Source organism: Streptomyces sp. NPDC000878 (genome assembly GCF_053599695.1).
The window spans coordinates 78,726-102,789 of record NZ_JBSFMT010000020.1 but is presented as its reverse complement, the minus strand read 5'-3'; the positions used below and the strand labels follow the sequence as shown (position 1 = coordinate 102,789).

At 71.6% G+C, this 24,064-nt stretch carries 18 protein-coding genes and 2 pseudogenes; 12 read left to right on the top strand and 8 right to left on the bottom strand.

What is annotated here, in order from left to right:
- Positions 1 to 7 precede the first annotated feature (7 nt).
- Positions 8 to 427, bottom strand: a complete 420-nt coding sequence (locus ACWDR4_RS20000; RefSeq protein WP_450410155.1) for a hypothetical protein — start codon at positions 425 to 427, stop codon at positions 8 to 10.
- Between the two features lie 153 nt (positions 428 to 580).
- Positions 581 to 1,354 carry a hypothetical protein gene (locus tag ACWDR4_RS19995; RefSeq protein ID WP_450410154.1) on the bottom strand — a complete coding sequence of 258 codons (774 nt, stop codon included), beginning with the start codon at positions 1,352 to 1,354 and terminating at the stop codon, positions 581 to 583.
- Positions 1,355 to 1,894: 540 nt separating this feature from the next.
- Between ACWDR4_RS19995 and ACWDR4_RS19990 the strand changes: the two genes are divergently transcribed.
- Entirely contained in the window at positions 1,895 to 2,581 is a 687-nt protein-coding gene (locus ACWDR4_RS19990) for a LysM peptidoglycan-binding domain-containing protein (RefSeq protein ID WP_450410152.1), read from the top strand.
- A 63-nt stretch (positions 2,582 to 2,644) separates the two neighbouring features.
- On the opposite strand, the gene ACWDR4_RS19985 is transcribed toward ACWDR4_RS19990, so the two are convergent.
- From ACWDR4_RS19985 to ACWDR4_RS19975, 3 genes are read right to left on the bottom strand one after another with little or no spacing between them, the layout of a single operon-like run.
- Positions 2,645 to 3,295, bottom strand: a complete 651-nt coding sequence (locus tag ACWDR4_RS19985) for an ABC transporter ATP-binding protein (protein ID WP_450410151.1) — start codon at positions 3,293 to 3,295, stop codon at positions 2,645 to 2,647.
- On the bottom strand, positions 3,292 to 6,024 hold the full coding sequence (locus ACWDR4_RS19980) for an ABC transporter permease subunit (protein WP_450410149.1): 2,733 nt from the start codon (positions 6,022 to 6,024) through the stop codon (positions 3,292 to 3,294). The genes ACWDR4_RS19985 and ACWDR4_RS19980 overlap by 4 nt, the downstream gene beginning before the upstream one ends.
- 3 nt (positions 6,025 to 6,027) lie before the next feature.
- Positions 6,028 to 6,507: a hypothetical protein gene (locus tag ACWDR4_RS19975; RefSeq protein WP_450410147.1), complete on the bottom strand. Its 480-nt coding sequence runs from the start codon at positions 6,505 to 6,507 to the stop codon at positions 6,028 to 6,030.
- Between the two features lie 134 nt (positions 6,508 to 6,641).
- Here ACWDR4_RS19975 and ACWDR4_RS19970 point away from each other — a divergent pair, with 134 nt between their 5' ends.
- From ACWDR4_RS19970 to ACWDR4_RS19955, 4 genes are all read left to right on the top strand, one after another.
- Complete coding sequence (locus tag ACWDR4_RS19970) at positions 6,642 to 7,220, top strand: hypothetical protein (RefSeq protein ID WP_450410146.1); 579 nt, start codon at positions 6,642 to 6,644, stop codon at positions 7,218 to 7,220.
- A complete protein-coding gene (locus ACWDR4_RS19965) occupies positions 7,195 to 8,487 on the top strand; it encodes an ABC transporter substrate-binding protein (protein WP_450410145.1) in 1,293 nt (430 codons plus the stop codon). Before ACWDR4_RS19970 ends, ACWDR4_RS19965 begins: the two co-directional genes overlap by 26 nt.
- Positions 8,488 to 8,533: 46 nt before the next feature.
- Positions 8,534 to 9,496: a helix-turn-helix transcriptional regulator gene (locus ACWDR4_RS19960; RefSeq protein ID WP_450410143.1), complete on the top strand. Its 963-nt coding sequence runs from the start codon at positions 8,534 to 8,536 to the stop codon at positions 9,494 to 9,496.
- 354 nt (positions 9,497 to 9,850) lie between these two features.
- On the top strand, positions 9,851 to 10,063 hold the full coding sequence (locus ACWDR4_RS19955; RefSeq protein ID WP_450410141.1) for an I78 family peptidase inhibitor: 213 nt from the start codon (positions 9,851 to 9,853) through the stop codon (positions 10,061 to 10,063).
- A gap of 49 nt (positions 10,064 to 10,112) precedes the next feature.
- Here ACWDR4_RS19955 and ACWDR4_RS19950 read toward each other — a convergent pair whose 3' ends face one another.
- Both ACWDR4_RS19950 and ACWDR4_RS19945 read right to left on the bottom strand, forming a co-directional pair.
- Positions 10,113 to 11,144 carry a phosphatase PAP2 family protein gene (locus ACWDR4_RS19950; RefSeq protein WP_450410139.1) on the bottom strand — a complete coding sequence of 344 codons (1,032 nt, stop codon included), beginning with the start codon at positions 11,142 to 11,144 and terminating at the stop codon, positions 10,113 to 10,115.
- A gap of 217 nt (positions 11,145 to 11,361) precedes the next feature.
- Positions 11,362 to 12,549: a mannosyltransferase family protein gene (locus tag ACWDR4_RS19945; protein ID WP_450410137.1), complete on the bottom strand. Its 1,188-nt coding sequence runs from the start codon at positions 12,547 to 12,549 to the stop codon at positions 11,362 to 11,364.
- A 255-nt stretch (positions 12,550 to 12,804) separates the two neighbouring features.
- Here ACWDR4_RS19945 and ACWDR4_RS19940 point away from each other — a divergent pair, with 255 nt between their 5' ends.
- Positions 12,805 to 14,418, top strand: a complete 1,614-nt coding sequence (locus tag ACWDR4_RS19940) for an MFS transporter (RefSeq protein ID WP_450410135.1) — start codon at positions 12,805 to 12,807, stop codon at positions 14,416 to 14,418.
- 535 nt (positions 14,419 to 14,953) lie between these two features.
- Complete coding sequence (locus tag ACWDR4_RS19935) at positions 14,954 to 16,153, top strand: acyl-CoA dehydrogenase family protein (RefSeq protein ID WP_450410133.1); 1,200 nt, start codon at positions 14,954 to 14,956, stop codon at positions 16,151 to 16,153.
- A 39-nt stretch (positions 16,154 to 16,192) separates the two neighbouring features.
- On the opposite strand, the gene ACWDR4_RS19930 is transcribed toward ACWDR4_RS19935, so the two are convergent.
- Positions 16,193 to 16,633 (bottom strand): cell division protein SepF, encoded by a 441-nt coding sequence (locus ACWDR4_RS19930; RefSeq protein ID WP_389357744.1) that lies wholly within the window; start codon positions 16,631 to 16,633, stop codon positions 16,193 to 16,195.
- A gap of 840 nt (positions 16,634 to 17,473) precedes the next feature.
- Between ACWDR4_RS19930 and ACWDR4_RS19925 the strand changes: the two are divergent.
- The 5 genes and pseudogenes from ACWDR4_RS19925 to ACWDR4_RS19905 all read left to right on the top strand — a co-directional run.
- Positions 17,474 to 19,303 (top strand): annotated as a pseudogene (locus tag ACWDR4_RS19925) (FAD/NAD(P)-binding protein); the annotation flags it as partial.
- Positions 19,304 to 19,807: 504 nt separating this feature from the next.
- Entirely contained in the window at positions 19,808 to 20,899 is a 1,092-nt protein-coding gene (locus ACWDR4_RS19920; RefSeq protein ID WP_450410130.1) for an LLM class flavin-dependent oxidoreductase, read from the top strand.
- Complete coding sequence (locus tag ACWDR4_RS19915) at positions 20,896 to 22,212, top strand: NtaA/DmoA family FMN-dependent monooxygenase (RefSeq protein WP_450410128.1); 1,317 nt, start codon at positions 20,896 to 20,898, stop codon at positions 22,210 to 22,212. Before ACWDR4_RS19920 ends, ACWDR4_RS19915 begins: the two co-directional genes overlap by 4 nt.
- A 124-nt stretch (positions 22,213 to 22,336) precedes the next feature.
- Positions 22,337 to 22,900: pseudogene (locus ACWDR4_RS19910) on the top strand (DUF1684 domain-containing protein).
- A gap of 165 nt (positions 22,901 to 23,065) precedes the next feature.
- Positions 23,066 to 23,974 carry a S1 family peptidase gene (locus tag ACWDR4_RS19905; RefSeq protein WP_450410126.1) on the top strand — a complete coding sequence of 303 codons (909 nt, stop codon included), beginning with the start codon at positions 23,066 to 23,068 and terminating at the stop codon, positions 23,972 to 23,974.
- Positions 23,975 to 24,064: the final 90 nt, after the last annotated feature.

Sequence of the window (24,064 nt, the reverse complement as noted above, 5' to 3'; positions counted from 1 at the left end):
GTGGTGCTCACAGGCCCCGGCGCGGGCCCGGTGGCAGCGCCGCCGGGATGTGGGTCATCCCGGTGTAGTGCTGCTGCCGGGCGCCCGTCTGCCACACGGCGGTCGCGGTCGCCGTCTGCGTCTGCCCCTGCTGCGCGTCGAGTTGACCGACCCGCTGCCACACGGACGGCTGGCCGCCGCCGGTGCGCGCACTGAACGCCCCCGCGCTGTAGGCGCTGTACGAACCCGACCCGAGCGAGCCGCCGTACGAGGCATGGCCGTTCGGGCTGCTCCCGAAGGCCGTGAAGTTCAGCTCCTCCTCGCCACTGCGGTCACCGGGCCGCGACCGAAAGGACTTGCCGTACTCGGCATAGAGCGCGTCGTAGATCGGCGTCGCCGACGGGCCGCTGGAGTAGGACTGGCGGCGGGGAACATCGTAGGTGTGCACACACCTCCAAACGACCCCAAAGCCGAACAGATGCGGCCACTATCCCGATTTTGCAGGGCGCGAAGCGCCCGCAAAAGGGGCGCGGGGAACTGCGCGACAAGCCACACGCGACCGAGAGCCGCCAACGCACCGAACCACCCCACCCCTACAGCGTCACGTCCCCGCCAGCGGCAACGCACTGGCAACCAACTTGCCGACCCCCGCCGCCTTGTCCAACGCGCCCCGCAGCAGATCCTCCCGGGGCTGGCGCCCAATGGACCCCACCGGCGCCGCGAACATCAGCACCTGCTGATGCTTGTTGGCGGCGGCCCGCCAGCTCTCCGTGACCTGGAGCGGCTGGTGCGCCTGCCACCAGGCCACCGCCGAGCCGCCGTTCGGACCAGGCTGGAGTACGGCGTGCAGCTGCCCCGCCGCGAGCAGCACCGACCAGCCGTGCAGCACGGGCGGCACCTCCGTCAGCTCGGTCAGCGGCATGAAGCCCTGCTCGATGAGGAGCGGCAGGAAGTCGTCGCCGGCGCCGGTCGTGCCGGGGCGGACGATCGGGGCGGTCGGTTCGACGACCAGGGCGGGGTGCAACTCGCCCTCGATCAGGACGAGTCCGCTGGTGACCCCCAGCACGGCCTGCTCGGGCGGGGAAGTCGGGGCCTCCTCGTCGGCGTTGATGGAGCGGACCGCGCCCTGGAGCTGCTCCTCGGTGACCTGGACGACCTGCGACGGCAGGCAGCCCGCGTGGGCGAAGGCGAGGACGGCGGTCTCGTCCCCGATGAAGAGGACGGTGCTGGTGCGCTCCTGGGCGGAGTCGCCCGGCGTGCGGCAGGAGGTGCAGTCGTAACTGCCCGGGGCGTTGTCGCCGGCGAGCAGCCGGTCGGCTTCTTCGTCGCCGATCTCGGCGCGGACCTCGTCGCTGACATCGAGCATGCGCGGCACGGGTGGCTCCCTCGGGATGCGGTACGTGGCGGGGCCGGGTCGCCCCCGGCCGGTGGGCCCGGACAGTCCGGGCTCATGAAGATGACAACGGGCGATCTGTGGCGGGGGTCACGCTGCATGCCGAACGGAATCGAACCATCACATGCACACGGTCACGTTGGGTACGGAATCGGACACTCCATGTCAAGTAACGGACAGGTTACGGAAGTTGGTTTGGTGAACTGACTCACAGTTTGTCCGAGTAGCTGGTCGACAAATCAGGAAATGCACGAATGAAGTGGGTGGCCGGAATTCGCCGATACCTACGGTAACCCTGAACTGGCCTGGGAGAACGGGGAGTTGGTTGATAACGCCTCGTCAGGGTCCATAGATTCCTCCGCCGTGTGCACCTAGCACCGCTCGGGTGGGTCCGCCGGCCGCGCAGAACCAGACATCGCGCAGCACCACCGCCGACGGACGGGGCGGAGTGTGCCGACCGCGTCGATGCGCGGCCGACGCGTTCCGGTCAGGGGGAGCCCGGGTCCGTAGAGAGGGATCTACATGTCCGAATGTGCCGATAGTTACACCCGTAAGACGCGCAAGACGGCGGTCCTCGCCGGGGCGGCCCTGCTCGCCCCTCTTGGACTGCTGGCCGCGACCGGCAACGCCGCGGCGGCGGACAGCGGGGTGTGGGACCGCATCGCCCAGTGCGAGAGCGGCGGCAACTGGCACATCAACACCGGCAACGGCTACTACGGAGGACTCCAGTTCTCCGCGAGCACCTGGCGTGCCTACGGCGGTACGGCCTACGCGGCCACCGCCGACGGGGCCACCAGGAGCCAGCAGATCTCCGTCGCCACCAAGGTCCAGGGCGCCCAGGGCTGGGGCGCGTGGCCAACCTGTTCGGCGCGCGCCGGAGCCTCAGGGAGCGCTCCCGCCGCATCGGGCTCCGACTCGGGCGGCACAGAGTCGACGAAGAAGGCGACGAAGAAGTCGACCAAGAAGGCGACCGGTTCCGGTGAGTCCGCCGCGTCCAAGGCCCCGTCGAAGGCGCCCGAGCGTGCGCCTGCGCACACCGGCCGCAGCTCGTCCCGGGGCGACGGTGACTACACCGTCCGCGCGGGCGACACCCTGAGCGGCATCGCCGCCCGGTACACGACCACCTGGCAGCACCTGTACGCCGCCAACAAGGCCGTCATCGGCGACAGTCCCGACCTGATCGTGCCCGGACAGAGGCTCGACATCTGAGCCGCTCCCCCTGCGTCGGGCACGGTGCCCCACCCGGTCCGGACCGGGTGGGGCACCGGCGTGTCACCTCGACGGGCCGGCGAGTTCGGCGGCCTCTCCGCCGAACACGACCGCGCCCCGGCGGAGTTCGTACACGAGGGCCCGATGGCCGTGGAGGACGGGCGGCAACCGCTGCTCGGCGACGATCACGCAGGCGTCCAGCGCGCTCAGCAGCCCGTACGTGTGGGCCGCGACCGCCGGTGACATGCCCTGCGCGGGCTCGTCGACGAGCACCACGCGCGCGCGTGCCAGCAGGGCGCGGGAGAGCGCGAGCATGCGCTGCTCGCCGCCGGAGAGGGTGCCCGCGCGGCGCGACAGCAGAGGCTTCAGCTGCGGGTAGGCGTCGAGCGCGGCGGCGGGGTCGGCGGCCGTCAGTTCCAGGTTCTCCCGGACCGTCAGCGACCCGAACACGGCCTGCCGTTCCGGCACCAGGCACAGTCCGCGCCGGGCCCGCTCGTACGCCGGTACGCGGGTCACGTCGACCCCGTCCCAGACCACCGCGCCCCCGGACAGCGGCACCGCTCCGGCGAGGGCGCGCAGGGCGGTCGTACGGCCGGAGCCGTTGCGGCCCAGCAGGACGGTGAGGCCCGGACCGGGGGCGGTGAGGGAGACGCCGTGCAGGGCCTCCAGCGGGCCGTACCGCACGCGCGCGTGCCGCAGGGCGAGGGTGGTCATCGGCCCACCGTCGCTTCCAGGGCGGCGAGGACCTGGCCGGGCGGCCCGGACGCGACGATCCGGCCCGCCGTCAGGACGTGGACCTCGTCGGCCAGGTCGGCGACCAGGTCGAGGTCGTGCTCGACGACGAGCAGGGCGGTGCCGTCGGCGGCGAGGGCCCGCAGCACGCGGGTCAGCGCGGCGACTTCGGCGTTGTCGAGACCGGCGGAGGGTTCGTCGAGGAGCAGGACGCGCGGGCTCCCGGCGAGTGCGCGGGCCAGTTCGACGCGGCGCAGGGTGCCCGTCGGCAGGTCGGCGGCGGGCAGCGAACGTACCGGTCCGTCGAGGCCCAGGAGCCGCAACGCCCGTTCCACCGCCGCCGGATCGGTGACATGGCCCTGTTCGGCGCCCACGCGGACGTTCTCGGCCACCGTCAACGACGGGAAGACGGCCAGCTGCTGGAAGGTCCGGGCGACACCGAGCCGGGTGCGGGCATGGGCGGAGAGCCGCGTGATGTCCCGCGCCCCGAAAAGCACCTTCCCGCGCGTGGGACGCACGGTTCCGGCGAGACAGTGGAACAGGGTGCTCTTCCCGGCCCCGTTGGGCCCGACGACCGCGGTGACCCGGCCCGGCCGGACGTTGAGATCCACCCCGTCGAGCGCGGTGAAGCCGTCGTAGTGGACGTGGAGGCCGCAGGCGCGGAGGAGCGGTGCGGGGGAGGAGCCCCTGGGAGCGGCGGCGGCCCGAGGAAGCCGTTGGGGAGACGGGGCGGTCGGGGGAACCGGGAGGGCTGGAGCGGGCGGGCCGGCGGTCGGCCGTGCGCCCTCGCCCACCAGCCGTCCGTGCGGTGCGGCCTCCGGCTGCCCGTGCCGTGTGCCCCCCGATCGTCCACGCCCTGCGGCCTTCAACCGCCCCCGCGCGGCAACACCCAGAGGCGTCAGCCGCGCCGCCCGTCCCGGCCGCAGCCGTCCCGTCAGCGTGCGCAGGGCCTCGTACGGGCCGCCCGGGAACCGGCCCACCAGGGCCGCCAGGACGCCGATCAGGGCCGCCGCCACGCCACCCCGCGCGCCCGCGTCCAGGCCCACCAGCAGTGCCGCGGCCGTCAGTGCGCCCAGGGTGCTGTCGGCGCCCAGGACCACCACTGCGGCGAACCACAGCAGCCCGCGTACGGGGTCGAACGCGCCGGGGTCGAAGGCGCGCAGGCCCATCGTGAGGAGCGAGCCGCCCAGGGCGGCCAGGGCGGCGCCCGTGACGAAGGCCAGCAGCTTCAGGGACGGGACCCGTACTCCCGCCGCCGACGCGCCCGGCTCGTGGTCCCGCATCGCGGCCAGGGCCCGGCCCGTGCGGCCCGTCCGCAGGAAGCGGGTGGCCAGCAAGGCGACCGCCAGCAGCGCCAGTTCCAGGACGTAGTACGCGCGGTCGCCCTCGAAGCCCGCCGGGCGGTTCACCGTCAGGCCCGAGGTGGCGTACGGCTGCGCGAAGACGAAGCGGCTCACCCCGACGCCCACCGCGAACGTGGCCAGCGCCAGCGCCAGACCGTGGCGGCCGATCGCCGGCCAGCCCGTCAGCAGGCCCAGGGGAGCCACCAGGAGCACCGCCACCGCCAGCGCGGCCAGTTCGGGGAGCCGGGGCAGGCCCGGGAAGCGGCCGGCCGCCAGCAGGGCCGTGAAGAGGGCGCCCAGGCCCGCGTACGCCGCCTGGCCCAGCGAGATCTGGCCACCGCGGCCGGTCACCACCACCAGGGACAGCAGCACCACGCCCAGCGCCGGCACCTGGACCGACGTATGCAGGTCGGAGCCCGCGAAGCCCAGGGGGAGCAGGAACAGCACCCCTGCCACGATCCACGCGCCCGGCGGGGTCGGTGTGCGGGTCGTCGCCGCGCGCGGGAGCGCGTCGCGCGTGCCGATGCCGGGCAGGACCAGCGCCGCGACCAGCAGCGCGACCACGAAGAGGTTGGTGCCGACGGCCTGGAGCAGCGGCTGGGCCCAGCCCGACGGGTGAAGGCGCGTCAGCTGGCTCTGGGCGACCCCGATGCCCAGGGCGACCAGCACCGCCACCGGGAGCGAGCGCATCCGGGCCGCCACCGCGACGGCCACCACCTCCATCACCAGCAAGGGCATGCCGTACGGGTCGAGGCGGACGTACGGGGCCAGCAGTACGCCCGTCAGGCCCGCGGTGAACGAGCCGAACGCCCAGCCCGCCGCGGCCACCCGGTCCGCGTCGACGCCGTTCAGCACCGCCAGCTGCCGGTCGTCGACCACGGCGCGCAGCTCCCGCCCGAACCGCGTCCACCGCGTGACCACGCCCACGGCGACGGCCAGCACCAGGGCCACCGCCAACTGCCCCCACGGATCGGCCGACACCAGCTCGGGCGCGTCCGCCCGCGCCCCCGGGCCCCACACCAGCGCGGCCCCGCCCACCAGCAGCACGAACACGCCGATCGACGCGACCAGGGTCTGCGCCGGATCGCCGCCCAGGACCGCGAGCGGCCGGAACACGAACCGTTCCAGGGCCATCCCGATGGCGGGGGCCAGCACGCACAGCGTCACCAGGGCGCCGAGCCACAGCGGCCAGCCCCACTCGACCGTGCACTGCCGCAGCGCGTACGCGCACACCATCGCGATCGCGCCGTGCGCGAAGTTCAGCACGCCGGTCGCGCGGTGGGTGACGATCAGACCGATGCCGGTGAGCGCCGCCGCGCTGCCGATCGAGAGACCCGCGAGGGTGAGGTCGTACGTCAGGGACGCCATCGGTCAGTCGTCCGCCGAGTCCGGCTCGCAGATCGGGCAGGGGGCGAGTTCGCCGGTCGCCAGGAGCTTGCCGTCCACCGGCACCGCCTCCGGCTTCCCGGCGACCAGCGGGCAGTCCGCGCGGTGCCACAGGGTGCCGCCCGGCACCATCAGCAGACGGCCGCTGACGGCCACGGGAGCGGTGACCGGCTCTCCGGGGGCCTCGGCGGGCTCTACGGCCACCAGGAGGCCGTACAGCTCCTCCACGCGGGCCGCGGCGAGCGCGTCGCGGCTGTGGGCGAGGAGAACGGCGCCCGCGACGATCAGGGCGGCCCCGGGGACCGTGCAGGACGCGAGGTACGGCAGCTGCCGCTCGGCGAACCGCTCGCCCGAGACGCCGTACCAGCCGAGCACGCACAGCACCGCGCCCGCCGCCAGCGCGGCCCAGCCCGTCCAGAGGACGGGACGCACGGTCCGCAGTTGAGCCGATCGAGCTGTCTGCATCCTTGGCTCCCACACGTCGTGTGTCCTGGCTGTGTCCGTCCAAGCCGGCCAATCGCTTGCACTATGCCCGCTGTCAGCTGACCCTGAAAGCACCGGGCACGCCTGGCCCGGACCGACACCCGGTGGTGAGCCAGATGGTTCTCGGGAGCGACCTCAGGCGGGGGAACGCACGGCGGGGCACGGCCATCACGGCCGCCCTCCTGCTCTTCCTCGGCCCGGCCCTCGCGGCGTGCAGCGACGACGGCGGCGGCGGCGGAGGTGACGCGACGACGTCCACCCCGTCCGTGTCCACGGAACCGACGGACGCGGCGGAACCGACCGAGACGTCCGCCGAGCCGACCGGCGACGGTCCGGCCGACCCCGTCGCGGCCGAGAAGGAGATCCGGCAGAACTGGGTGAAGTTCTTCGACCCGGCCGTCTCCCTCAAGGACAAGCAGGCCGTCCTGGAGAACGGCGACAAGCTGGGCCTGCTGCTCCAGGCCTTCAGCGGCGACCAGCGGGGCGGACAGGTCGAGGCGAAGGTCGACGAGGTCGAGTTCACCTCGCCCACCGCGGCCAACGTGAGCTACGCGCTCCTCCTGGAGGGCGCCACGGCCCTGCCCAACGCCTCCGGCACCGCAGTCGAACAGGACGGCACCTGGAAGGTCACCGTCAGTACGCTCTGCGCGCTGGTCGGGCTGAGCGGCAATGCGTCGACGGCTCCGGGGTGTTGAGTCGGCGGCCCTGGGGCTGCTCCTCCTCCTGAGCGCGGCCTGCGGCAGCCGCCTCCCGGAGAGCGACTTCGAGCACCGCGGTACTTCGACGACAACGCCGTCGGCCGGTACGACGCCCCTCCGCGTCGGCATCATCGCCAGCGCCACCAGTCCGGTCGGCGCCGCCGCCTTCACCGGCCCCCGCGACGGCGCGAAGGCCTGGTTCGAGCGGCTCAACGCGCGCGGGGGCATCGACGGCCGCCCGGTCGAGGTCCGGCTGTGCGACGACGGCGGCAGCGGAGTCGGCAACAACGAGTGCGTGCACAAACTGATCGACGAGGACAAGGTGGTCGCCCTGGTCGCCACCACCGCCCTCGACTACGCGGGCGCCGACCTCGTCTCCCGCGCGCGCGTGCCCGACATCGGCGGCCAGCCCATCGGCGCGGCCTACGACACCTACCCGCACCTGTACAGCGTCTACGGCAGCCTCGCGCCCCGGAACGGCACCCCGGGCTGGGGCGGGCAGCTGTACGGCGGCACGGAGGTCTACCGGTACTTCGCGCGGGAGCACGGGGCCCGTACGGCCGCCGTCGTCTCGTACAACCAGGCCGCCTCGGCCGCGTACGCCCGGCTGGTCGCCCAGGGTCTCAAGGCCGAGGGCTACGACGTGGTCACCGAGCAGGTCGACTTCGCGCTGCCCAACTTCCGCGCGGCGGCGGCCGACCTGAAGCAACAGGGCGCCGACCTCGTCTTCGACGCCCTCGACACCCACGGCAACGCCCAGCTGTGCGAGGCGATGGACGAGGTCGGCGCCGAGGTCACCGCCAAGGTGACGAACGTACAGAACTGGACCTCCGCCGTCCCCGAGGACTACAAGGACTCCCCGCAGTGCCGCAACGCCCTGTGGGCGACCGGGTCGAGCCGCAACTACGAGGACACGGAACAGGCGGCCGTACGGGAGTTCCGGGACGCGACCGAGGGGCTCAAGACGCATTCCCAGTGGCAGCTGGAGGGCTGGGCGGCGGCGAGGTGGTTCACGGACGCGGCGAGGTCGTGCACGGGAACGGGCATGACGCGCGCGTGTGTCGACGACTTCATGAACCGCAGCGAGGGGTACACGGCCGACGGGCTGCTGATCCCGGTGCGGTTCGAGCGGCTGGCCGAGCCGCCGAAGACGCGCCGGACGTGTCTGTCGGTGGCCCGGTGGCAGGACGGGAAGGGCTGGGTCTCGCAAGGAGACATGAACGCCGACTGCTTCGACGTACCGCAGCTGGCGTACCGGCCATGACTGTTGAGGACAGTGGCTGTCCGCGACCGCTGGCAGACTCGGTCCCATGTTGGAGACCTCGGCACGACTCCTGCGCCTGCTCTCGCTGCTCCAGGCCCACCGCGACTGGTCCGGCGCCGATCTGGCCGACCGGCTCGGGGTCACCCCGCGGACCGTGCGCCGGGATGTCGACCGGCTGCGTGAGCTGGGGTATCCGGTGAACGCGAGCCCCGGCACGGGCGGTGGCTACCAGTTGGGCGCGGGCGCCGAGTTGCCGCCGCTGCTGCTGGACGACGACGAGGCCGTCGCCGTGGCCGTCGGGCTGCGGACCGCCGCCGGGCAGGGCATCGAGGGCATCGGCGAGACCTCCGTACGGGCACTGGCCAAACTTGAACAGGTGCTGCCCGACCGGCTCCGCCGGCGTGTCGGGGCCCTGAACGCCTTCACCGTGCCGATGCTGCGCGGGCCGCAGCCCTCCGCCGTCGACCCGGCCGTCCTCATCGAACTCGCCCACCTCTGCCGGGACACGGAGCGGCTGCGCTTCGAGTACCGGGGACACGAAGGCGCCGTCTCCCGCCGTACCGTCGAACCGCACCGCCTGGTGTGCACCGAGCGGCGCTGGTATCTGGTCGCCTGGGACGTCGACCGGGCCGACTGGCGGACCTTCCGCGTGGACCGCATCACGCCGAAGCCGCCGCACGGACCGCGCTTCGCCCCGCGTACGCCCCCTGCCGACGATCTCGCCGCCTATGTCTCCCGAGGTGTCTCCACGCGCGCGTACGCCTCGCACGCCGTCGTCCGGCTGCTGGTGCCCCTCGCGGAGGCCGCCGAGCGGATCTCGCCCTCCGCCGGGACGCTGGAGCCGGACGGCGAGGAGGCCTGTCTGCTGCGCACCGGGGCCGCGAGCCTCGATGTGATGGTCGTCCACGTCATGCTGATGGGCTTCGAGTTCGAGGTGCTGGAACCCGAGGAACTCGTCGATGTGATCAGGACCGCCCGGGACCGGCTGTCCCGCGCGGTCGCACGATGAAGTCGTGGTGCGGGGGTTGTGTGTGGAAGTCGTGCGCGTTCCATGTCTTCTTTCGCCGGGGTGGCGCGGAGATGTGTGGCATCAGCATGTATGGCGCGTGTAGGGAGCGCGTAAGGCGCTGGCGTGGAGATGAGCGGCGCAATTCGCTGTCCCCGAGTCGTCCTTCCGGCGTTCTTGGACGGGGTTTATCGGGGGCTCTCCGAGGGATGGCGAATTACCTGCGCGTGATGATTATCGCTTGAAACGGGTGTCGTGATCTTGTGACAGAAGCGTGACCGCAGTTGTACCGAGAGATACGTGGCTGTCCGGGGCCGGGCTTCCCCCGGCCGCCCGTGGGCGCCTACGGTGACGGGCATGGCATCGATTCCCAGGCCCGAAGAACCCCAGGACCATCCGGACTCGTACATCGGCCTCGACTCGACACGGGCCGAGCGGCTCGCCCGGGAGCGCGGCTGGTCCGCGGTGCGGTCGCTGCCGCCCGGGGCGATCATCACCATGGAGTACCGGTCGGGGCGGCTCAACTTCGAGATCGCCGACGGCAGGGTGACCCGCTGCTGGAAGGGCTAGGGCCTGTCCGGCGGATCAGGCTCCAGGCCCGCCGGCGCGTCCCTGTGGCTCAGCCGCTGCCGGGCAGCGGGCGGGCCGAGGGGGTGCCGGTGCCGCGCGGGGCACGGTCCGCGTGCGGTGGGCGACGGCTGCCGGCCGGGGTCACCGGGGTGCGCTCCGAGCGCGCCGCGTGCGGATGGACGGGGTGGGCGGGCGCCCGGGACGAACGGGCCGCCGGGGTGGTGTTCTCGCGGGCCGTGGCCTCTTCCTCGGCGGTCGCGTGCGGCCCCAGCAGCGCGGGCGTGCCGACCCGGGCCGGTACGGGCGCCGTGCCGATGCCGGTGCCACGGGCGCGCCAGCGGTCGCGTAGCGACAGGAGCCAGGTCTCGGCGCGGGGGATCAGCGGCTCGAACCACGGCAGCGCCAGCAGGACCAGTAGACCCGCGACCCAGCCCAGGACGACATCGCTCAGCCAGTGCGTACCGAGGTAGACCGTGGTGAGGCCGACGCCGAGGGACATCAGCGCCGAACTGGCGGACAGCCAGCGCCTGGCCAGCGGGCCGGTGGCCAGATAGGCCAGGATCCCCCAGGTCACCACGGCGTTCGCGGTGTGACCGCTGGGGAATATATCCCCGCCCATGCCCATTTCGTTCGAGCCGATGGTGGTCGCGTAGTGCGGTCCGAGCCGGCCCATGCCGATCTTGGCTGCACCGACCGTGATGTTGAGCAGCAGCAGTGCGACGCCGAACACGAGCAGCGGGCGCAGGGTGTGCTGACGCCAGGCGCGCCAGCCCAGCCAGGCCGAGATCATCACGGCGGTGGGGCCGCGCTGGCCGAGCACCACGTAGTAGTCGAGGAACGCGTGGATCTCCGGCCACTGCTGGTAGGGCCGGAAGAACATGACCTGCCAGTCGAGCCGGACCAGCCACGAGGTGATCACGACGGCCCACACGGTGGCGAGATAGAAGGCCAGGGTCGCGACAAGGAGCGCGATCCTGTGCCGGCTCATCTTCGGCACATCCATGTGGGTCGGCCGTTCCGGTTCCCGGTCCAGCCTCGCGAACACCCGGTCCAGACGGGCGAGGTTTCCTTCGGTACTCACTCAATCGACGTTACAGCGAGTGAGCGCAGTTCTCCGCCCAATCTGCGGCTTTGTAATGACGATGTGATGTGGGATTCCTCTCAGGATGATGTTTAATTCCGCAGAATCGCTATTGAGAGGCGCACCTTCCCTTCTTTTTCATTGATCATGCGGCGGGCTTGTTTTATGGCCCTTTCGAATTAGTTCACCGTGCGGTCGTCCGGAATTCGCCCACCGGTCAGGGCGGACCGGAGCCGTTCAGCCAGAACGCCCCGTAGACCGCCGAGGCCACCGCGACGACGCCCGTCACCAGTGCCGATCTGGACGTACGCAGCCGGGCCAGCGCCCGGGCGAGCGGCAGCAGGAGGGGGAAGGCGGGCAGCAACAGGCGCGGTTTCGAGCCGAAGTAGCTCGACGCGCACAGGGCGAGCAGGGCGACGACACCCGCGTACACCAGCAGCGGCAACGGCTGGCGCTGCCGTACGCAGGTGACGTACAGCCAGATCAGCAGGCCCACGCCGACGATCAGTCCGACGCCGGCCGGCGCCGACGGGAACGACGTGAACTTGTCGGCGACGAAGCGGGCGAAGGCGGCGCCGCCGTCGAAACCGTTGCGCCAGCCGGCCTGGACGTCGAGATAGCCCAGGGGGCCCTTGCCGGTGCGATGGCCGACCCACAGGACGTATCCGGCGGCGCCGAGCGGCGCGATGAGCATGGCGAGGGCGCGTCGCCAAACGGGCGCGCTGTCCGATGCGGGCGCGCCTCGGTCCCGTACGTACGAGACGCCTCGGTCCCGTACGTACGAGGCGATGGCCGCCGTCCACACCGCCGCCACCACCGCGAGGCCCACCGGGCGGGTCAGGCCCGCCAGCAGGGCCAGGGTGCCCGCCGTCAGCCAGCGGCCGGTGAGGACCGCGTACAGGGACCAGGCGGCCAGCGCTGTGAACAGTGACTCGCTGTACGCCATCGACTGGACGATCCCGACCGGCAGCACCGCCCACAGCAGCACCGCGCAGACCCCGGCCCGGCGGCCGTACACGTGATCCGCGACCGCGAACACCCCCCACGCGGCGGCGATCGACGCGAGGACGCTCACCGCGAAGCCCGAGTCGGCGTACGACATCGGGGTAACCGAGGCCAGAAGCCGTTCCAGCCAGGGGAGCAGCGGGAAGAAGGCGAGGTTCGAGTGCACATCGCCGTTGGGGAGACGCACTTCATAGCCGTAGCCGAGTTCGGCGACCCGGGTGTACCAGACCGAGTCCCAGCGGGCGGTCAGCAGCTTGTACGCGCTCTTGTCCCGCGCCGCGCTCCACACGGCCAGCGCGACCAGGCCCAGCAAACGGACGGCCGCGTACCCGAGGAGGGCGGGCGCCGCTCGGCGGAGCGTGGGAAGCGCGGGGGGCGGGCGGGTTCCAAGATCTGTCACCGGTCGATTATCGAGGGCGTACGGAACGCGGACGGGCGCGGAGGCGGGCGGCCCGCCGGGTGCGTGGTGTACACCACACGGGTTCCGCGGGCGCGTGAGAGGTCCGCCACTTTTCGCCGCTGCGAACTCGCGTACGCTGTCGGACCACTCGCTATTCGCCGCGCGGACTGAGGACACCGCTCCTCCTCAGCCGGAGCCCCGGGGAGTCCCCACCCCGCGGACCGCCGAACGCGAGGGAACCTTGGAGGTACGTACATGTCCGGGACGACCAGGGCTGCCGCTGCGCTGCGCCGCCGGGCGGCCGGGGCCGGTGCCGGAGCCAACCGCTGGGTCGTCCTTCTCGTCCTCTGCACCAGCCTGCTGCTCGTCGCGGTCGACGCGACCGTGCTGCACGTGGCGGTACCCGCCGTCAGCGAGGATCTCCGGCCCGGCGCGATAGAGCTGCTCTGGATCGTCGACGTCTATCCGCTGGTCTGCGCCTCGCTGCTGATCCTGTTCGGCACGCTGGGCGACCGCGTCGGCCGGCGCCGGATCCTGCTCCTCGGGTACGCGCTGTTCGGCGTCGCCTCCGCTCTGGCCGCCCTCGCCGACAGCGCCCAGGTGCTGATCCTGGCCCGGGCGCTGCTGGGTGTCGGCGGCGCGATGATCATGCCCGCGACGCTCTCGATCCTGCGCCAGGTCTTCCCCGACCGGCACGAGCGGGCGCTGGCGATCGGCGTCTGGAGCGCGGTGGCCGCGGTGGGCGCGGCGGTCGGGCCGCTGCTCGGCGGGTTCCTGCTGGAGCACTTCTGGTGGGGCTCGGTCTTCCTCGTCAACATCCCGCTGATGCTGGTCAGTCTTCCGGTCGGCCGGCTGCTGCTGCCCGAGTCGCGCGGCGAGCGGGACACCGGTCCCTGGGACGTGGTCGGCGCGCTGACGGCGGCGGGCGGGCTGTTCGGCGTCGTGCTGGGCGTGAAGCGGCTGGGCGGCGGAGAGGGCGCCGGGAACCTCCTGACGGTCGTGCCGCTGGCGGCGGGTGTCGTGCTGCTGGTGGTGTTCGTACGGCGGCAGCGGCGGCGTACGCATCCGCTGGTGGACCTGGGGATGTTCGCCCGGCCGGCGTTCAGTACGTCCGTCGGGTGCATCGTGCTGGCGATGCTCGCGCTGGTCGGCCTTGAGCTGATCGCGGCGCAGTATCTGCAACTGGTGCTGAAGCTTTCCCCGTTGGAGACGGGGCTACGGCTGCTGCCGCTGACGCTCGCGGCGATGGCGGCCGGGCTGGTGGGGGCGCGGCTGCTGCGGCGGTTCGGGCCGCGGACGATGGTGAGCGCCGGGTTCTGCCTCACCGCGGCGGCGGTCGTGCTGCTGATGGCGATGGGCGGGCGGGACAACCCCGGGTTGCTGCTGTCCGGGTTCGTGCTGCTCGGCTTCGGCCTGGAGACGACGCTTTTCGGGGCGTACGAGTCGATGCTGGCCGAGGCTCCGGCGGCGCAGGCGGGTGGGGCGGCGGCGATCGGCGAGACGTCGTACCAACTGGGCGCGGGGATCGGGATCGCGCTCCTGGGGAGTGTGATGAACGCGGCGTACGCGCCGGGGGTGGGGTCGGTGCCGGGGGTTCCGGCGGGGGCGTCGGCTGCGGCGGGGCATTCGCTGGGCGAGGCGTACGAGGTTGCCGGGCGGCTTGGGGGGTCGCCTGGGGCGGCCCTGCGTTCTGCGGCTCGGGATGCGTTTGTGCACGGGTTGCATGTGACGTTGCTGGTGAGTGCGGGGTTGTTGGTGTTGGGGGCGGTGATGGCGTTGCGGTTGCCGCGGGTCATGCAGTGTGAGGGGGTTGGGCTGGCTGCGGTGCCTGGTCCTCGGGAGGTTGCGGGGAGTCGGGTGTCGGTGTGAACGGGGGGTTCGCCCACCCGCCCGCCCGTGCAGGTCGATCGAGACGTGGGCGTCTCCTGCGGGGGCTGAGGTCCGTCGGCGGCTGCGGGTCAGAACCTTTCCCACCCGCCCGCCCGTTCGGCTCGTCCAGTTGCGGGGCTCTGCCGTGGGGGGTGGGGGTTCGTTGGCGGCTGCGGGTTAGAGCCTTTCCCGCCCGCCCGCCCGTTCGGTCCGTCCAGTTGTGGGGCTTTGCCGTGGGGCGTCGGGGAGCGTTGGCGGCTGCGGGTGGTTCTGTGGGTCGCTGCCGACTTTGCGGGTATCTCCCGGACGGGAAGCTCACACCTTGTCGCGTGAAGGGTTCTGGCCCGCAGTCGCCGACGGGCCTTCGCCCCTGCGGCAGAGGCCCGCGTCTCGGTTGGCCCGCACGGGTGGGCGGGTGGGAAAGACCGTAGGCGACGACCGATCTCGCCCTCACCCGTGGACGTGCGGCATGCTTCGTCGTAGCGTCGGGGGTGTGTAACTAGCGGTGCTAGTTAAAGTTATCGGAGGCTTCCCTGTGGCTGCGTTCGCGAAGCTGCCCCCTTTTGATCCCGCCGACCCGCTCGGGCTCGACGACACGCTCGACGCGGAGGACCTGGCGATCCGGGACACCGTGCGGGCCTGGGCTGCGGATCGGGTGCTGCCGTATGTCAGTGAGTGGTTCGAGGCGGGGGAGCTGCCGGACATCAAGGGGCTTGCCCGGGAGCTGGGGGGTATTGGTGCCCTCGGGATGTCGCTCACGGGGTATGGGTGTGCCGGTGCCTCCGCCGTGCAGTACGGGCTTGCCTGTCTGGAGTTGGAGGCCGCCGACTCCGGGATTCGGTCTCTTGTCTCCGTGCAGGGGTCCCTCGCCATGTACGCCATCCATGCCTTCGGGAGCGAGGAGCAGAAGCAGCACTGGCTGCCCCGGATGGCCTCCGGTGACGTCATCGGCTGCTTCGGGCTCACCGAGCCCGACCATGGGTCCGACCCCGCCGGTATGCGTACCTACGCCAAGCGTGACAGCGGTGGTGGCGGTGACTGGGTGCTCGACGGGCGGAAGATGTGGATCACAAATGGGTCCGTCGCCGGTGTCGCCGTTGTTTGGGCGCAGACCGGTGACGGGATCCGTGGGTTCGCCGTGCCCACCGACAGCCCCGGGTTCTCCGCGCCCGAGATCAAGCACAAGTGGTCCCTGCGTGCCTCTGTCACCAGTGAGCTGGTGCTGGACGGCGTGCGGTTGCCCGCCGATGCCGTACTTCCTGGTGTCACCGGGCTTCGTGGGCCCCTCAGCTGTCTCTCCCACGCCCGGTACGGGATCGTCTGGGGTGCCATGGGGGCGGCCCGGTCCTGTTTCGAGGCCGCCGTCGACTACGCGAAGACGCGCGAGCAGTTCGGGCGGCCCATCGGGGGGTTCCAGCTCACCCAGGCCAAGCTCGCCGACATGGCGGTCGAGCTGCACAAGGGGATTCTGCTCGCCCACCATCTGGGGCGGCGCATGGACGCCGGCCGCCTGCGTCCCGAGCAGGTCAGCTTCGGCAAGTTGAACAACGTACGCGAGGCCATCGACATCTGTCGTACGGCCCGGACGATCCTCGGCGCCAACGGGATCTCGCTCGAATACCCCGTGATGCGGCACGCGACGAACCTCGAGTCGGTGCTCACGTACGAGGGCACCGTCGAGATGCATCAACTGGTGCTGGGCAAGGCGCTCACCGGGCTTGACGCCTTCCGCTGACCTGAACAGCGGGCGGCGTGGCCGGTGAGCGGCCTTGCCTCAGCTCTGGTTGAAGAAACCGTCCGCCCGGTGCGGCTGGGCCTCTCCGCTCACGATCTCCGTGTCGGAGGGGGTCAGCAGAAACACGCGGTTGGACACCCGCTCGATCGAGCCGCGCAGGCCGAAGATGAGGCCTGCCGCGAAGTCGACGACGCGCTTGGCGTCGGCGGGCTCCATGGCCGTGAGGTTCATGATGACCGGGACGCCGTCCCGGAAGAGCTCGCCGATGGCGCGGGCGTCCCGGAAGCTGTCCGGGGTGACCGTGCCGATGCGGCGGCCCTTCTCCTCGGCCACCTCGCCCGCGACCTTGACCCGGGGGTCCGTGACCCAGGCATCCCCGGGCTGCTCGGTCCCCTCGGAGTAGTCGTCGTCGTAGTAACGCTCGTCATCGTTGTCGTCGACGAGGCCAAGCCAGGCGCTTGCCTTGCGTACCGATCCCATGGACGCCTCCTCTCACAGCGGTCCTTCTTGCTTTCCGCATCCCTATCGTCATCCATGATGCGGATGGCGCGCCAAGTGAATAGACGCCGCGCGGGGGTTTCGTGACGGTACTGGTGCACAACCATTTCGTCGAGAGGCCCCGCGCCGCAAGGGTCTTACTGTGTGCGGCTGCTGACTGAGAGTGAAATATGATTCTTCGTGGCGTATGGGTGAGCGTTGGGACGTATGGGTGAATGGGCGCCCTGTCCGCATTCCTGACGGAGCCTCAGATGCGGTCGGCGGAGGTCAAGTCGCCGCCGAGTCGTCTCCTGGCCGTCCGTGAGCCGCAGCTGACGCCGGCTCAGTCTTCCGTGATCTTGGGACTCATTGGTGACGAAAGATCATCGGTGATGAAGGGAAAAAGAAGAGAAGAAGGGGAGGGGCGCGTGAGGGGAGGGGTGTGCGCGGGTGTGAAGGCGCGTGCGAGGCGTGAGGTGTGCGGAACGTGCGGGAGAACGCGAAAAGGCGCCCGTGCGGGCGGGCGCGCAGGGGGGTCAGCTCAACAGGAGGAGGACCACACTCGACCAAAGTCGATGTGGGAGCGTTTGACCAGCCACTGCTGCGGATGCATGGGGTAAGTGGAACAGGCATCCGGTTCGGCGTCAACGAGATGAGACGAACCGCTCACAGTTCGGACAGCCTTGACAGTGAGGGGAAACGGCACCGTACAGTCGGTGGACGGCCCTGCTGAGGGGCTCGGCCGTATCGCCGTACCGCGCGCCAGGCATTGTGCCGCCGCGCTCTGCGACGCCCGTGTGAAGGCACCACCGTGTTCGACCTATCGCGTCACGGAGCCTTTGCATGTCCTCAGACACCTCGGCCATATCGGCCCCATCGGTACCAGCGGCCTCATCGGAAAATGCGGGCCGCTCTGCGAGGCCGACTCTCGTCATCGTAGGGGCCGGTCCGCGGGGGACCGGTCTTCTGGAGCGGATCGCCGCCAACGCGCCCGAGCTGTACGGGGATTCGGGCCTCGACATCCATCTCGTCGACCCCCATCCACCGGGCGCGGGCCGGATCTGGCGCCAGGAGCAGTCCCCGCTGCTGTGGATGAACTCGCAGGCCCAGGACGTCACCATGTTCACCGACGAGACGGTGGCCATGACGGGCCCGGTGCGTCCGGGACCCACGCTGCACGAGTGGGCGGACATCGACGGCCGGGTCTTCTCGGACCGGCAGCGCCTCGGCGCCTATCTGAACTGGGTGTACGAGGACACGGTGGCTGCCCTGCCGCCAGGAGTCCGCGTCCTGTACCACGCCGGGCGTGCGCTGCGGGTCGGCGGGCCGCGCGAGGGGCGCCAGCAGGTGTGGCTGGAGGGGCGCGCCCGGCCACTGCTCGCCGACCTCGTCGTACTGACGCTCGGCCATCTCGACGCCGAACTCGACGCCGAACAGCGCGAGTTGGCCGCGTACGCGCAGGCGAACCGGCTCGTTCATCTGCCGCCGGACTTCACCGCCGACAGCGATCTGTCCGCGCTCACGCCCGGTGAATCCGTCCTCGTGCGCGGCTTCGGGCTCGCTTTCGTCGACCTCATGGTGCTGCTCACCGAAGGGCGCGGTGGGCGTTACGAGGGCGATCCTTCCGGTGCTGAAGGGGAGTTGACCTATCTGCCGTCCGGGCACGAGCCCGTGCTGTACGTCGGCTCGCGGCGCGGGGTGCCGTACCACTCGAAGATCGGCTACGACTGGACAGGTGAACGGCCGCCCCTGCCACGGTTCTTCGGGCCCGCCGAGGTGGACGCCCTGCTCGCGCGTCCTGACGGCTTCGACTTCCGGCGGGACGTATGGCCGCTGGTGGAGAAGGAGTTGGGGTTCGCGCACTACCACCGGCTGTTCACCGTCCACCCGGAACGCACCGGCGGCGCCTGGACGGACTTCGAGGAGAAGTACGCCGCCGCGGACCGGGCGGAGCGGGAGGTGCTGGTCGCCTCCACCGTGCCCGACCCGGCCGACCGGCTCGACCTAGACGCCCTCGACCGGCCGCTGGAGGGGGTGCGGTATCCGTCGTACGAGGCGCTCCAGGAGGGGCTTCGGGCATACATCCGGGACGATCTGACCCGGCATCACGATCCCTCGTACAGCCAGGACTTGGCCGTCTTCCTCGGGTTGCTCTCCGTCTACGGGCAGCTGGTGCGCCTCGGGGACATCGGGTCCTGGTGGCACGGCTTCTTCAGCTATCTCGCCTCGGGGCCGCCCGGACCCCGGCTGCGGCAGATGCTCGCGCTGTCCCGGGCCGGCATCCTCAACTTCCTCGGCGCCGACACGGTCGTCACCGCCGAGGACGGGGTGTTCCGGGCGAGCGGCACGAGCGTGCCCGGTGCCTCGGTGGAGGCCCGCGCGCTAGTCGAGGCGCGGCTGCCGGAGCCGACGGTGGAACGCGCCCGCGACATCCTGCTGCGCGAGCTGTACGCCGACGGGGCCGCCGTCACGCCCGAGGGGCTGCTGGCCGTGGACCCCGGTGACGGGCGGCTCCTGGACGGGGACGGCCGGCCGCATCCACGGCGGTTCGCGCTCGGTCCGCACACCGAGGCGCGGGGCTCCGGGGCGTTCACCCGGCCGCGTACGGGGGGTCCCGCGTTCCGGCAGAACGACGCGACCGCGCGCGCCGCGCTGTCCTTTCTGCGGGCGCTGGACTGTCGCGAGCGCGGCGAGGTGCGTGGCGCCGAGCACGATGCCGAGTCCGGTCACGCGCGTGGCGCTGAGTCCGTTGTCGGGCGCGGCGCCGAGTCCGCTGTCGCGTCCGGTGCCGGGCTTGGTGTCGGGATCGGTGTCGGGCGCGATGCCGAGTCCGCTGCCGCGTCCAGTGTCGGGCTTGGTGTCGGGTCCAGCGCCGAGCGGGATGCCGGGTCCCGTGCGGGGCTCGGTGTCGAGTCCGGTATCGAGCCCGGCGCCGGGCCGAGCGCCGGACCGGGTGCCGAGGGCGGTGCTGATCGCGGTGTCGACCATGACGCCGACCGCGATGCCGACCGGGGCGCCGGTCGCGGCACCGAGCGCGGTGCTGATCACGATGCCGGTCGTAGTGCCGGTCGCGCTGTCGAACAACAGGGTGCCGAACCGGGCGCCGAGCGCGACACCGCCGCCTGAAGTCTTGCTTTGCCCCGCGGGTGCTGTGAGCACCGACGAAAGGTTCACCCCATGACCTCAACGCACGGTCGGGGGCTGCTGCATCTGGCCGCCGCCGTCGACCAACAGGGACTGTTCGACGCCGACTTGTACGTCGAGTCGGCGCGGCTCGCCGAGCGCGGCGGGCTCGACTTCGTGACGCTCGGGGACTCCTTCGCGCGCCCCGGCCCCGACGCGCTCGGGGTGCTCGCGCGGGTCGCGCCCGCCACCGCGCGGATCGGTCTGGTGCCCACCGTGACGACCACGCACACCGAGCCCTTCCAGGTGCAGGCGGCGGTGGCGACCCTCGACTGGGTCAGCGGTGGCCGGGCCGGCTGGCAGCTCGACGTGTCGGCGACCGAGGCCGAGGCCCGGCTCTTCGGCCGCCGCCGTGCCGAACCCGGCGACGCGCTGTGGCGGGAGGCCGGTGAAGTCGCCGACGTGGCGGCCCGGTTGTGGGACAGCTGGGAGGACGACGCCGAGATACGCGACGCGGCGACCGGCCGTTTCGTCGACCGGGACAAGCTGCACCACGTCGACTTCCAGGGCGCCGGGTTCTCCGTCAAGGGCCCGTCCACCGTGCCGCGGCCACCCCAGGGTCACCCCGTCCGCGTCGTCGACGCCACCGAGGGACAGGCCCGTGAGACAGCGGCCCGGTACGCCGACGTGGCGCTCGTCCGGGCCGTGAGCGCCGCCCAGGCCGGTGCCGTACGGGACGAACTGCGCGTCGCCGCCAAGGACTTGGGGCGCGATCCGGACGGGCTGCGGGTCCTCGCGAGCCTCGTCGTCGACCTCGGCGGGGGCGAGCACGCGGCCGAGCCGGGGCACGGGGGCGGTGGTCCCCGGCCGAGCATGCACGGCCCGCTGTACCGGGGCGGGCCCGTCGACCTCGCCGAACTGATCACCGCCTGGCACACGTCCGGCATCGTCGACGGCTTCCATCTCGTCCCCGCCGAGCCGCGCCGCGACCTGGAGCGGCTCGTCAACGGAACGGTGGCGCTGCTCCAGCACCGGAGCCTGTTCCGTACCTTCTACCCGGGCCGCACTCTCCGGGAGCACCTGGGGCTGGCCCGGCCCGCGAACCAGTACGCCGGGTCGGTCCCGGTCGCCGGGAGCGCGTCATGACCGTACGGGCGCCGGGGCGTCGGCAGATGCACCTCGCGGCGTACGTTCCGGGCGTCGACAGCACCACCGTGTGGGCCGATGCGAGGGCGGGGTCGCAGATCGGGTTCGCGTCCTTCGAGCGGCTCGCCCGGACCGCCGAGCGCGGGCTGTTCGACTTCTTCCTCCTCGCCGAGGGGCTGCGGCTGCGCGAGCACAGGGGCCGGATCCATGACCTGGACGTGGTCGGACGGCCCGAGTCGATCACCGTGCTGAACGCGCTCGCCGCCGTCACCGAGCGGATCGGGCTCGCCGCCACGGCCGACGCGACCTTCAACGAGCCGTACGAACTCGCCCGCAGATTCGCCACGTTGGACCATCTCAGCGGCGGTCGGGCCGCCTGGCACGTGGTGACCTCCTCCGATGGCCTCACCGGCGAGAACTTCCGGCGCGGCGGCTTTCTCGACCCGGCCGAGCGGTACCCGCGCGCGGCCGAATTCGTCGAAGCGGCACGGGAGTTGTGGGACTCCTGGACACCGGACGGGGTGTCCCGGCCCTTCTCTCACAGGGGCCAACACTTCGACATCGCGGGCGAGTTCGGCGTACCGCGCTCACCGCAGGGGCAGCCGGTGGTGATCCAGGCGGGGGACTCGGAGGAGGGGCGGGAGTTCGCCGCTTCGGCCGCCGATGTGGTCTTCGCCCGGTACGGGGGTCTGGAAGCCGGGCGGGCCTTCTACGCCGACGTCAAGGGGCGGCTCGCGAAGTACGGGCGGGCGCCCGGTGACCTGAAGATCATGCCCGGGGTGACCTTCGTACTCCGGGACACCGACGCCGAGGCGCGGGAGAAGGCCGCCGAGATCCGTCGGCAGCAGGTCTCGCCGCGGCACGCGATCCTCGCCCTGGAGCGGATCTGGGGCACCGACCTCTCCTCCTACGACCCCGACGGCCCGCTGCCCGACTTCGATCCGGTGCCGGTGCCCAAGCCTGCCCTGGCGCAGGGGCGGGTCGGGAGCGCCGACCCGGTGCGGGTGGCCGAGCGGTGGCGGGCCCTGTCCCGGGCGAAGGGGCTGTCCATCCGGCAGACCGTCATCGAGGCGAGCGGCCGGCACTCCTTCGTCGGCACCCCGCGGTCGGTCGCCGACGCACTCGACACGTTCGTACGGGAGGAGGTGGCCGACGGGTTCGTCCTCGTCCCGGATCTCACCCCGGGCGGCCTGGACGAGTTCGTGGACCTGGTCGTGCCGCTGCTCCAGGAACGTGGCGCGTTCCGTACGGAATACGAGGGGGTCACCCTGCGCTCGCACCTCGGGCTGGGCGAACCCGTATGGACGGGCTGACAGGGCGTCGCGCCGACAAAGATGACATACAGGTTGTGTACGGGCCGCGCACAGAAAGCGTGGTCCGGGCGTGTGCCGATGGCGGCGCACGGAGTGTTTCCAGGGAGTGAGCTGGAGTGGGTTCATGACGGTGGACGCGTCCGAGGCGTGGCAGAAATGGCACGAACGGCGCATCGAGACGGTGTCGGCGCCCTGCGGGCCCCTCTCACTCATCGGTACACACTGGGTCGAGGGCTTTCCGGACGGTCGACTTCCGGCCATCCCCGGGCGGTGGATGTCCGACGGTGACGGGGTCGTCCTGACCGCCGTGGCCCCGGACGGGCTGACGCTCGACGGCGAGCCCTTCGCCGGGGAGGTCCGGCTGACCGCCGGCCAGGGCCCGGCGGGCGCGGCCCGGGTCGGCCTCGGCGAGCGACGCCTGGTCGTACTGGTGCGCGAGGGCAGCTGGGGTGTGGGCCGTCTTCGCCGACTCGGCCAGCGGCGACGGCAGTTACCGCTTCTGGTTTCTGCGCCCGCCGCTCCGGACGCCGAGGGGCGCACGACGGTGGACTTCAACCGGGCCCTGCTCCCACCGTGTGCTTTCGTCGACCAATTCGTCTGCTCCTTTCCCTCGCCGGGGAATACGCTGGTCGTCGCGGTAGCCGCGGGGGAGCGCAACGTTCGCCAGAACTTCGTTCGAACAGCGTGAGGCCGAAAGGCGCCCTTGCGTCGGTCGGTGGTACGGCCGAATACTCCCACCCAGCGCTTGTCAGGGTCACAGCATGTTCGGAATCCGGACAGAACAGTCCCTGACTGCGCCTCACGGGCCCCGACCCCACGCGGGCCCCCGACTTCCCATGTGGAGGAACGACAAGTGAGGATCAAGCGCACCACCCCCCGCAGTGGCATCACGAGACGGACCCGGCTGATCGCCGTCAGCACCGGACTCGTTGCCGCGGCAGCAGTCGCGATCCCCAATGCGACCGCCGCCGACGTCACCACCTTCAGCACCGCCCAGCTCTCGAAGGCGAGCAGCTCGGTGCTCAAGGCCGACATCCCGGGCACCGCCTGGGCCGTCGACGCCAAGACGAACCGCGTTGTCGTCACCGTCGACACCACGGTCTCCAAGGCGGAGATCGCGAAGATCAAGCGGCAGGCGGGCACCACCGCCGGCGCCATCACCATCAAGAAGACCCCGGGTACGTTCAACAAGCTGATCTCCGGCGGCGACGCTATCTATGCGAGTAGCTGGCGCTGCTCCCAGGGCTTCAACGTCCGTAGCGGCTCCACGTACTACTTCCTGACCGCGGGTCACTGCACCGACGGCGCGGGCAACTGGTGGTCCAACTCCGGTCGTACGACGCTGCTCGGCGCGACCTCGGGCTCCAGCTTCCCGACCAACGACTACGGGATCGTCCGGTACGCGACCAGCTACCCGACGAGTTCGATCGCGGGCACCGTCGGCAGCGTGGACATCACCAGTGCCGCCACCCCGTCCGTGGGTACGACGGTCTACCGCCGCGGCTCCACCACCGGCACGCACAGCGGCCGGGTGACCGCCCTGAACGCCACGGTCAACTACGGCAGCGGTGACATCGTCTACGGCATGATCCAGACCACGGTCTGCGCCGAGCCCGGCGACTCCGGCGGCCCGCTCTACTCCAACGGTGGTGTCGCCTACGGTCTGACCTCGGGCGGCAGCGGCAACTGCACCTCCGGTGGTACGACCTTCTTCCAGCCCGTCACGGAGGCCCTGAGCGCCTACGGCGTCAGCGTCTTCTAGGGCAGATAGGGCAGATCGGTCGTCTTGCGGCGACCGGTCACGGCGCCACCCGTTTTCGCACCACCTGACCTGCAGCCGGCAGCAGCAGGA

Bases quoted from the DNA above. Each gene is read 5' to 3' on its own strand.
- ACWDR4_RS19990 (WP_450410152.1), top strand. From the start codon at position 1,895: ATGTCCGAATGTGCCGATAGTTACACCCGTAAGACGCGCAAGACGGCG.
- ACWDR4_RS19985 (WP_450410151.1), bottom strand. From the start codon at position 3,295: ATGACCACCCTCGCCCTGCGGCACGCGCGCGTGCGGTACGGCCCGCTG.
- ACWDR4_RS19980 (WP_450410149.1), bottom strand. From the start codon at position 6,024: ATGGCGTCCCTGACGTACGACCTCACCCTCGCGGGTCTCTCGATCGGC.
- ACWDR4_RS19975 (WP_450410147.1), bottom strand. From the start codon at position 6,507: ATGCAGACAGCTCGATCGGCTCAACTGCGGACCGTGCGTCCCGTCCTC.
- ACWDR4_RS19970 (WP_450410146.1), top strand. From the start codon at position 6,642: ATGGTTCTCGGGAGCGACCTCAGGCGGGGGAACGCACGGCGGGGCACG.
- ACWDR4_RS19965 (WP_450410145.1), top strand. From the start codon at position 7,195: ATGCGTCGACGGCTCCGGGGTGTTGAGTCGGCGGCCCTGGGGCTGCTC.
- ACWDR4_RS19960 (WP_450410143.1), top strand. From the start codon at position 8,534: ATGTTGGAGACCTCGGCACGACTCCTGCGCCTGCTCTCGCTGCTCCAG.
- ACWDR4_RS19955 (WP_450410141.1), top strand. From the start codon at position 9,851: ATGGCATCGATTCCCAGGCCCGAAGAACCCCAGGACCATCCGGACTCG.
- ACWDR4_RS19940 (WP_450410135.1), top strand. From the start codon at position 12,805: ATGTCCGGGACGACCAGGGCTGCCGCTGCGCTGCGCCGCCGGGCGGCC.
- ACWDR4_RS19930 (WP_389357744.1), bottom strand. From the start codon at position 16,633: ATGGGATCGGTACGCAAGGCAAGCGCCTGGCTTGGCCTCGTCGACGAC.
- ACWDR4_RS19920 (WP_450410130.1), top strand. From the start codon at position 19,808: ATGACCTCAACGCACGGTCGGGGGCTGCTGCATCTGGCCGCCGCCGTC.
- ACWDR4_RS19915 (WP_450410128.1), top strand. From the start codon at position 20,896: ATGACCGTACGGGCGCCGGGGCGTCGGCAGATGCACCTCGCGGCGTAC.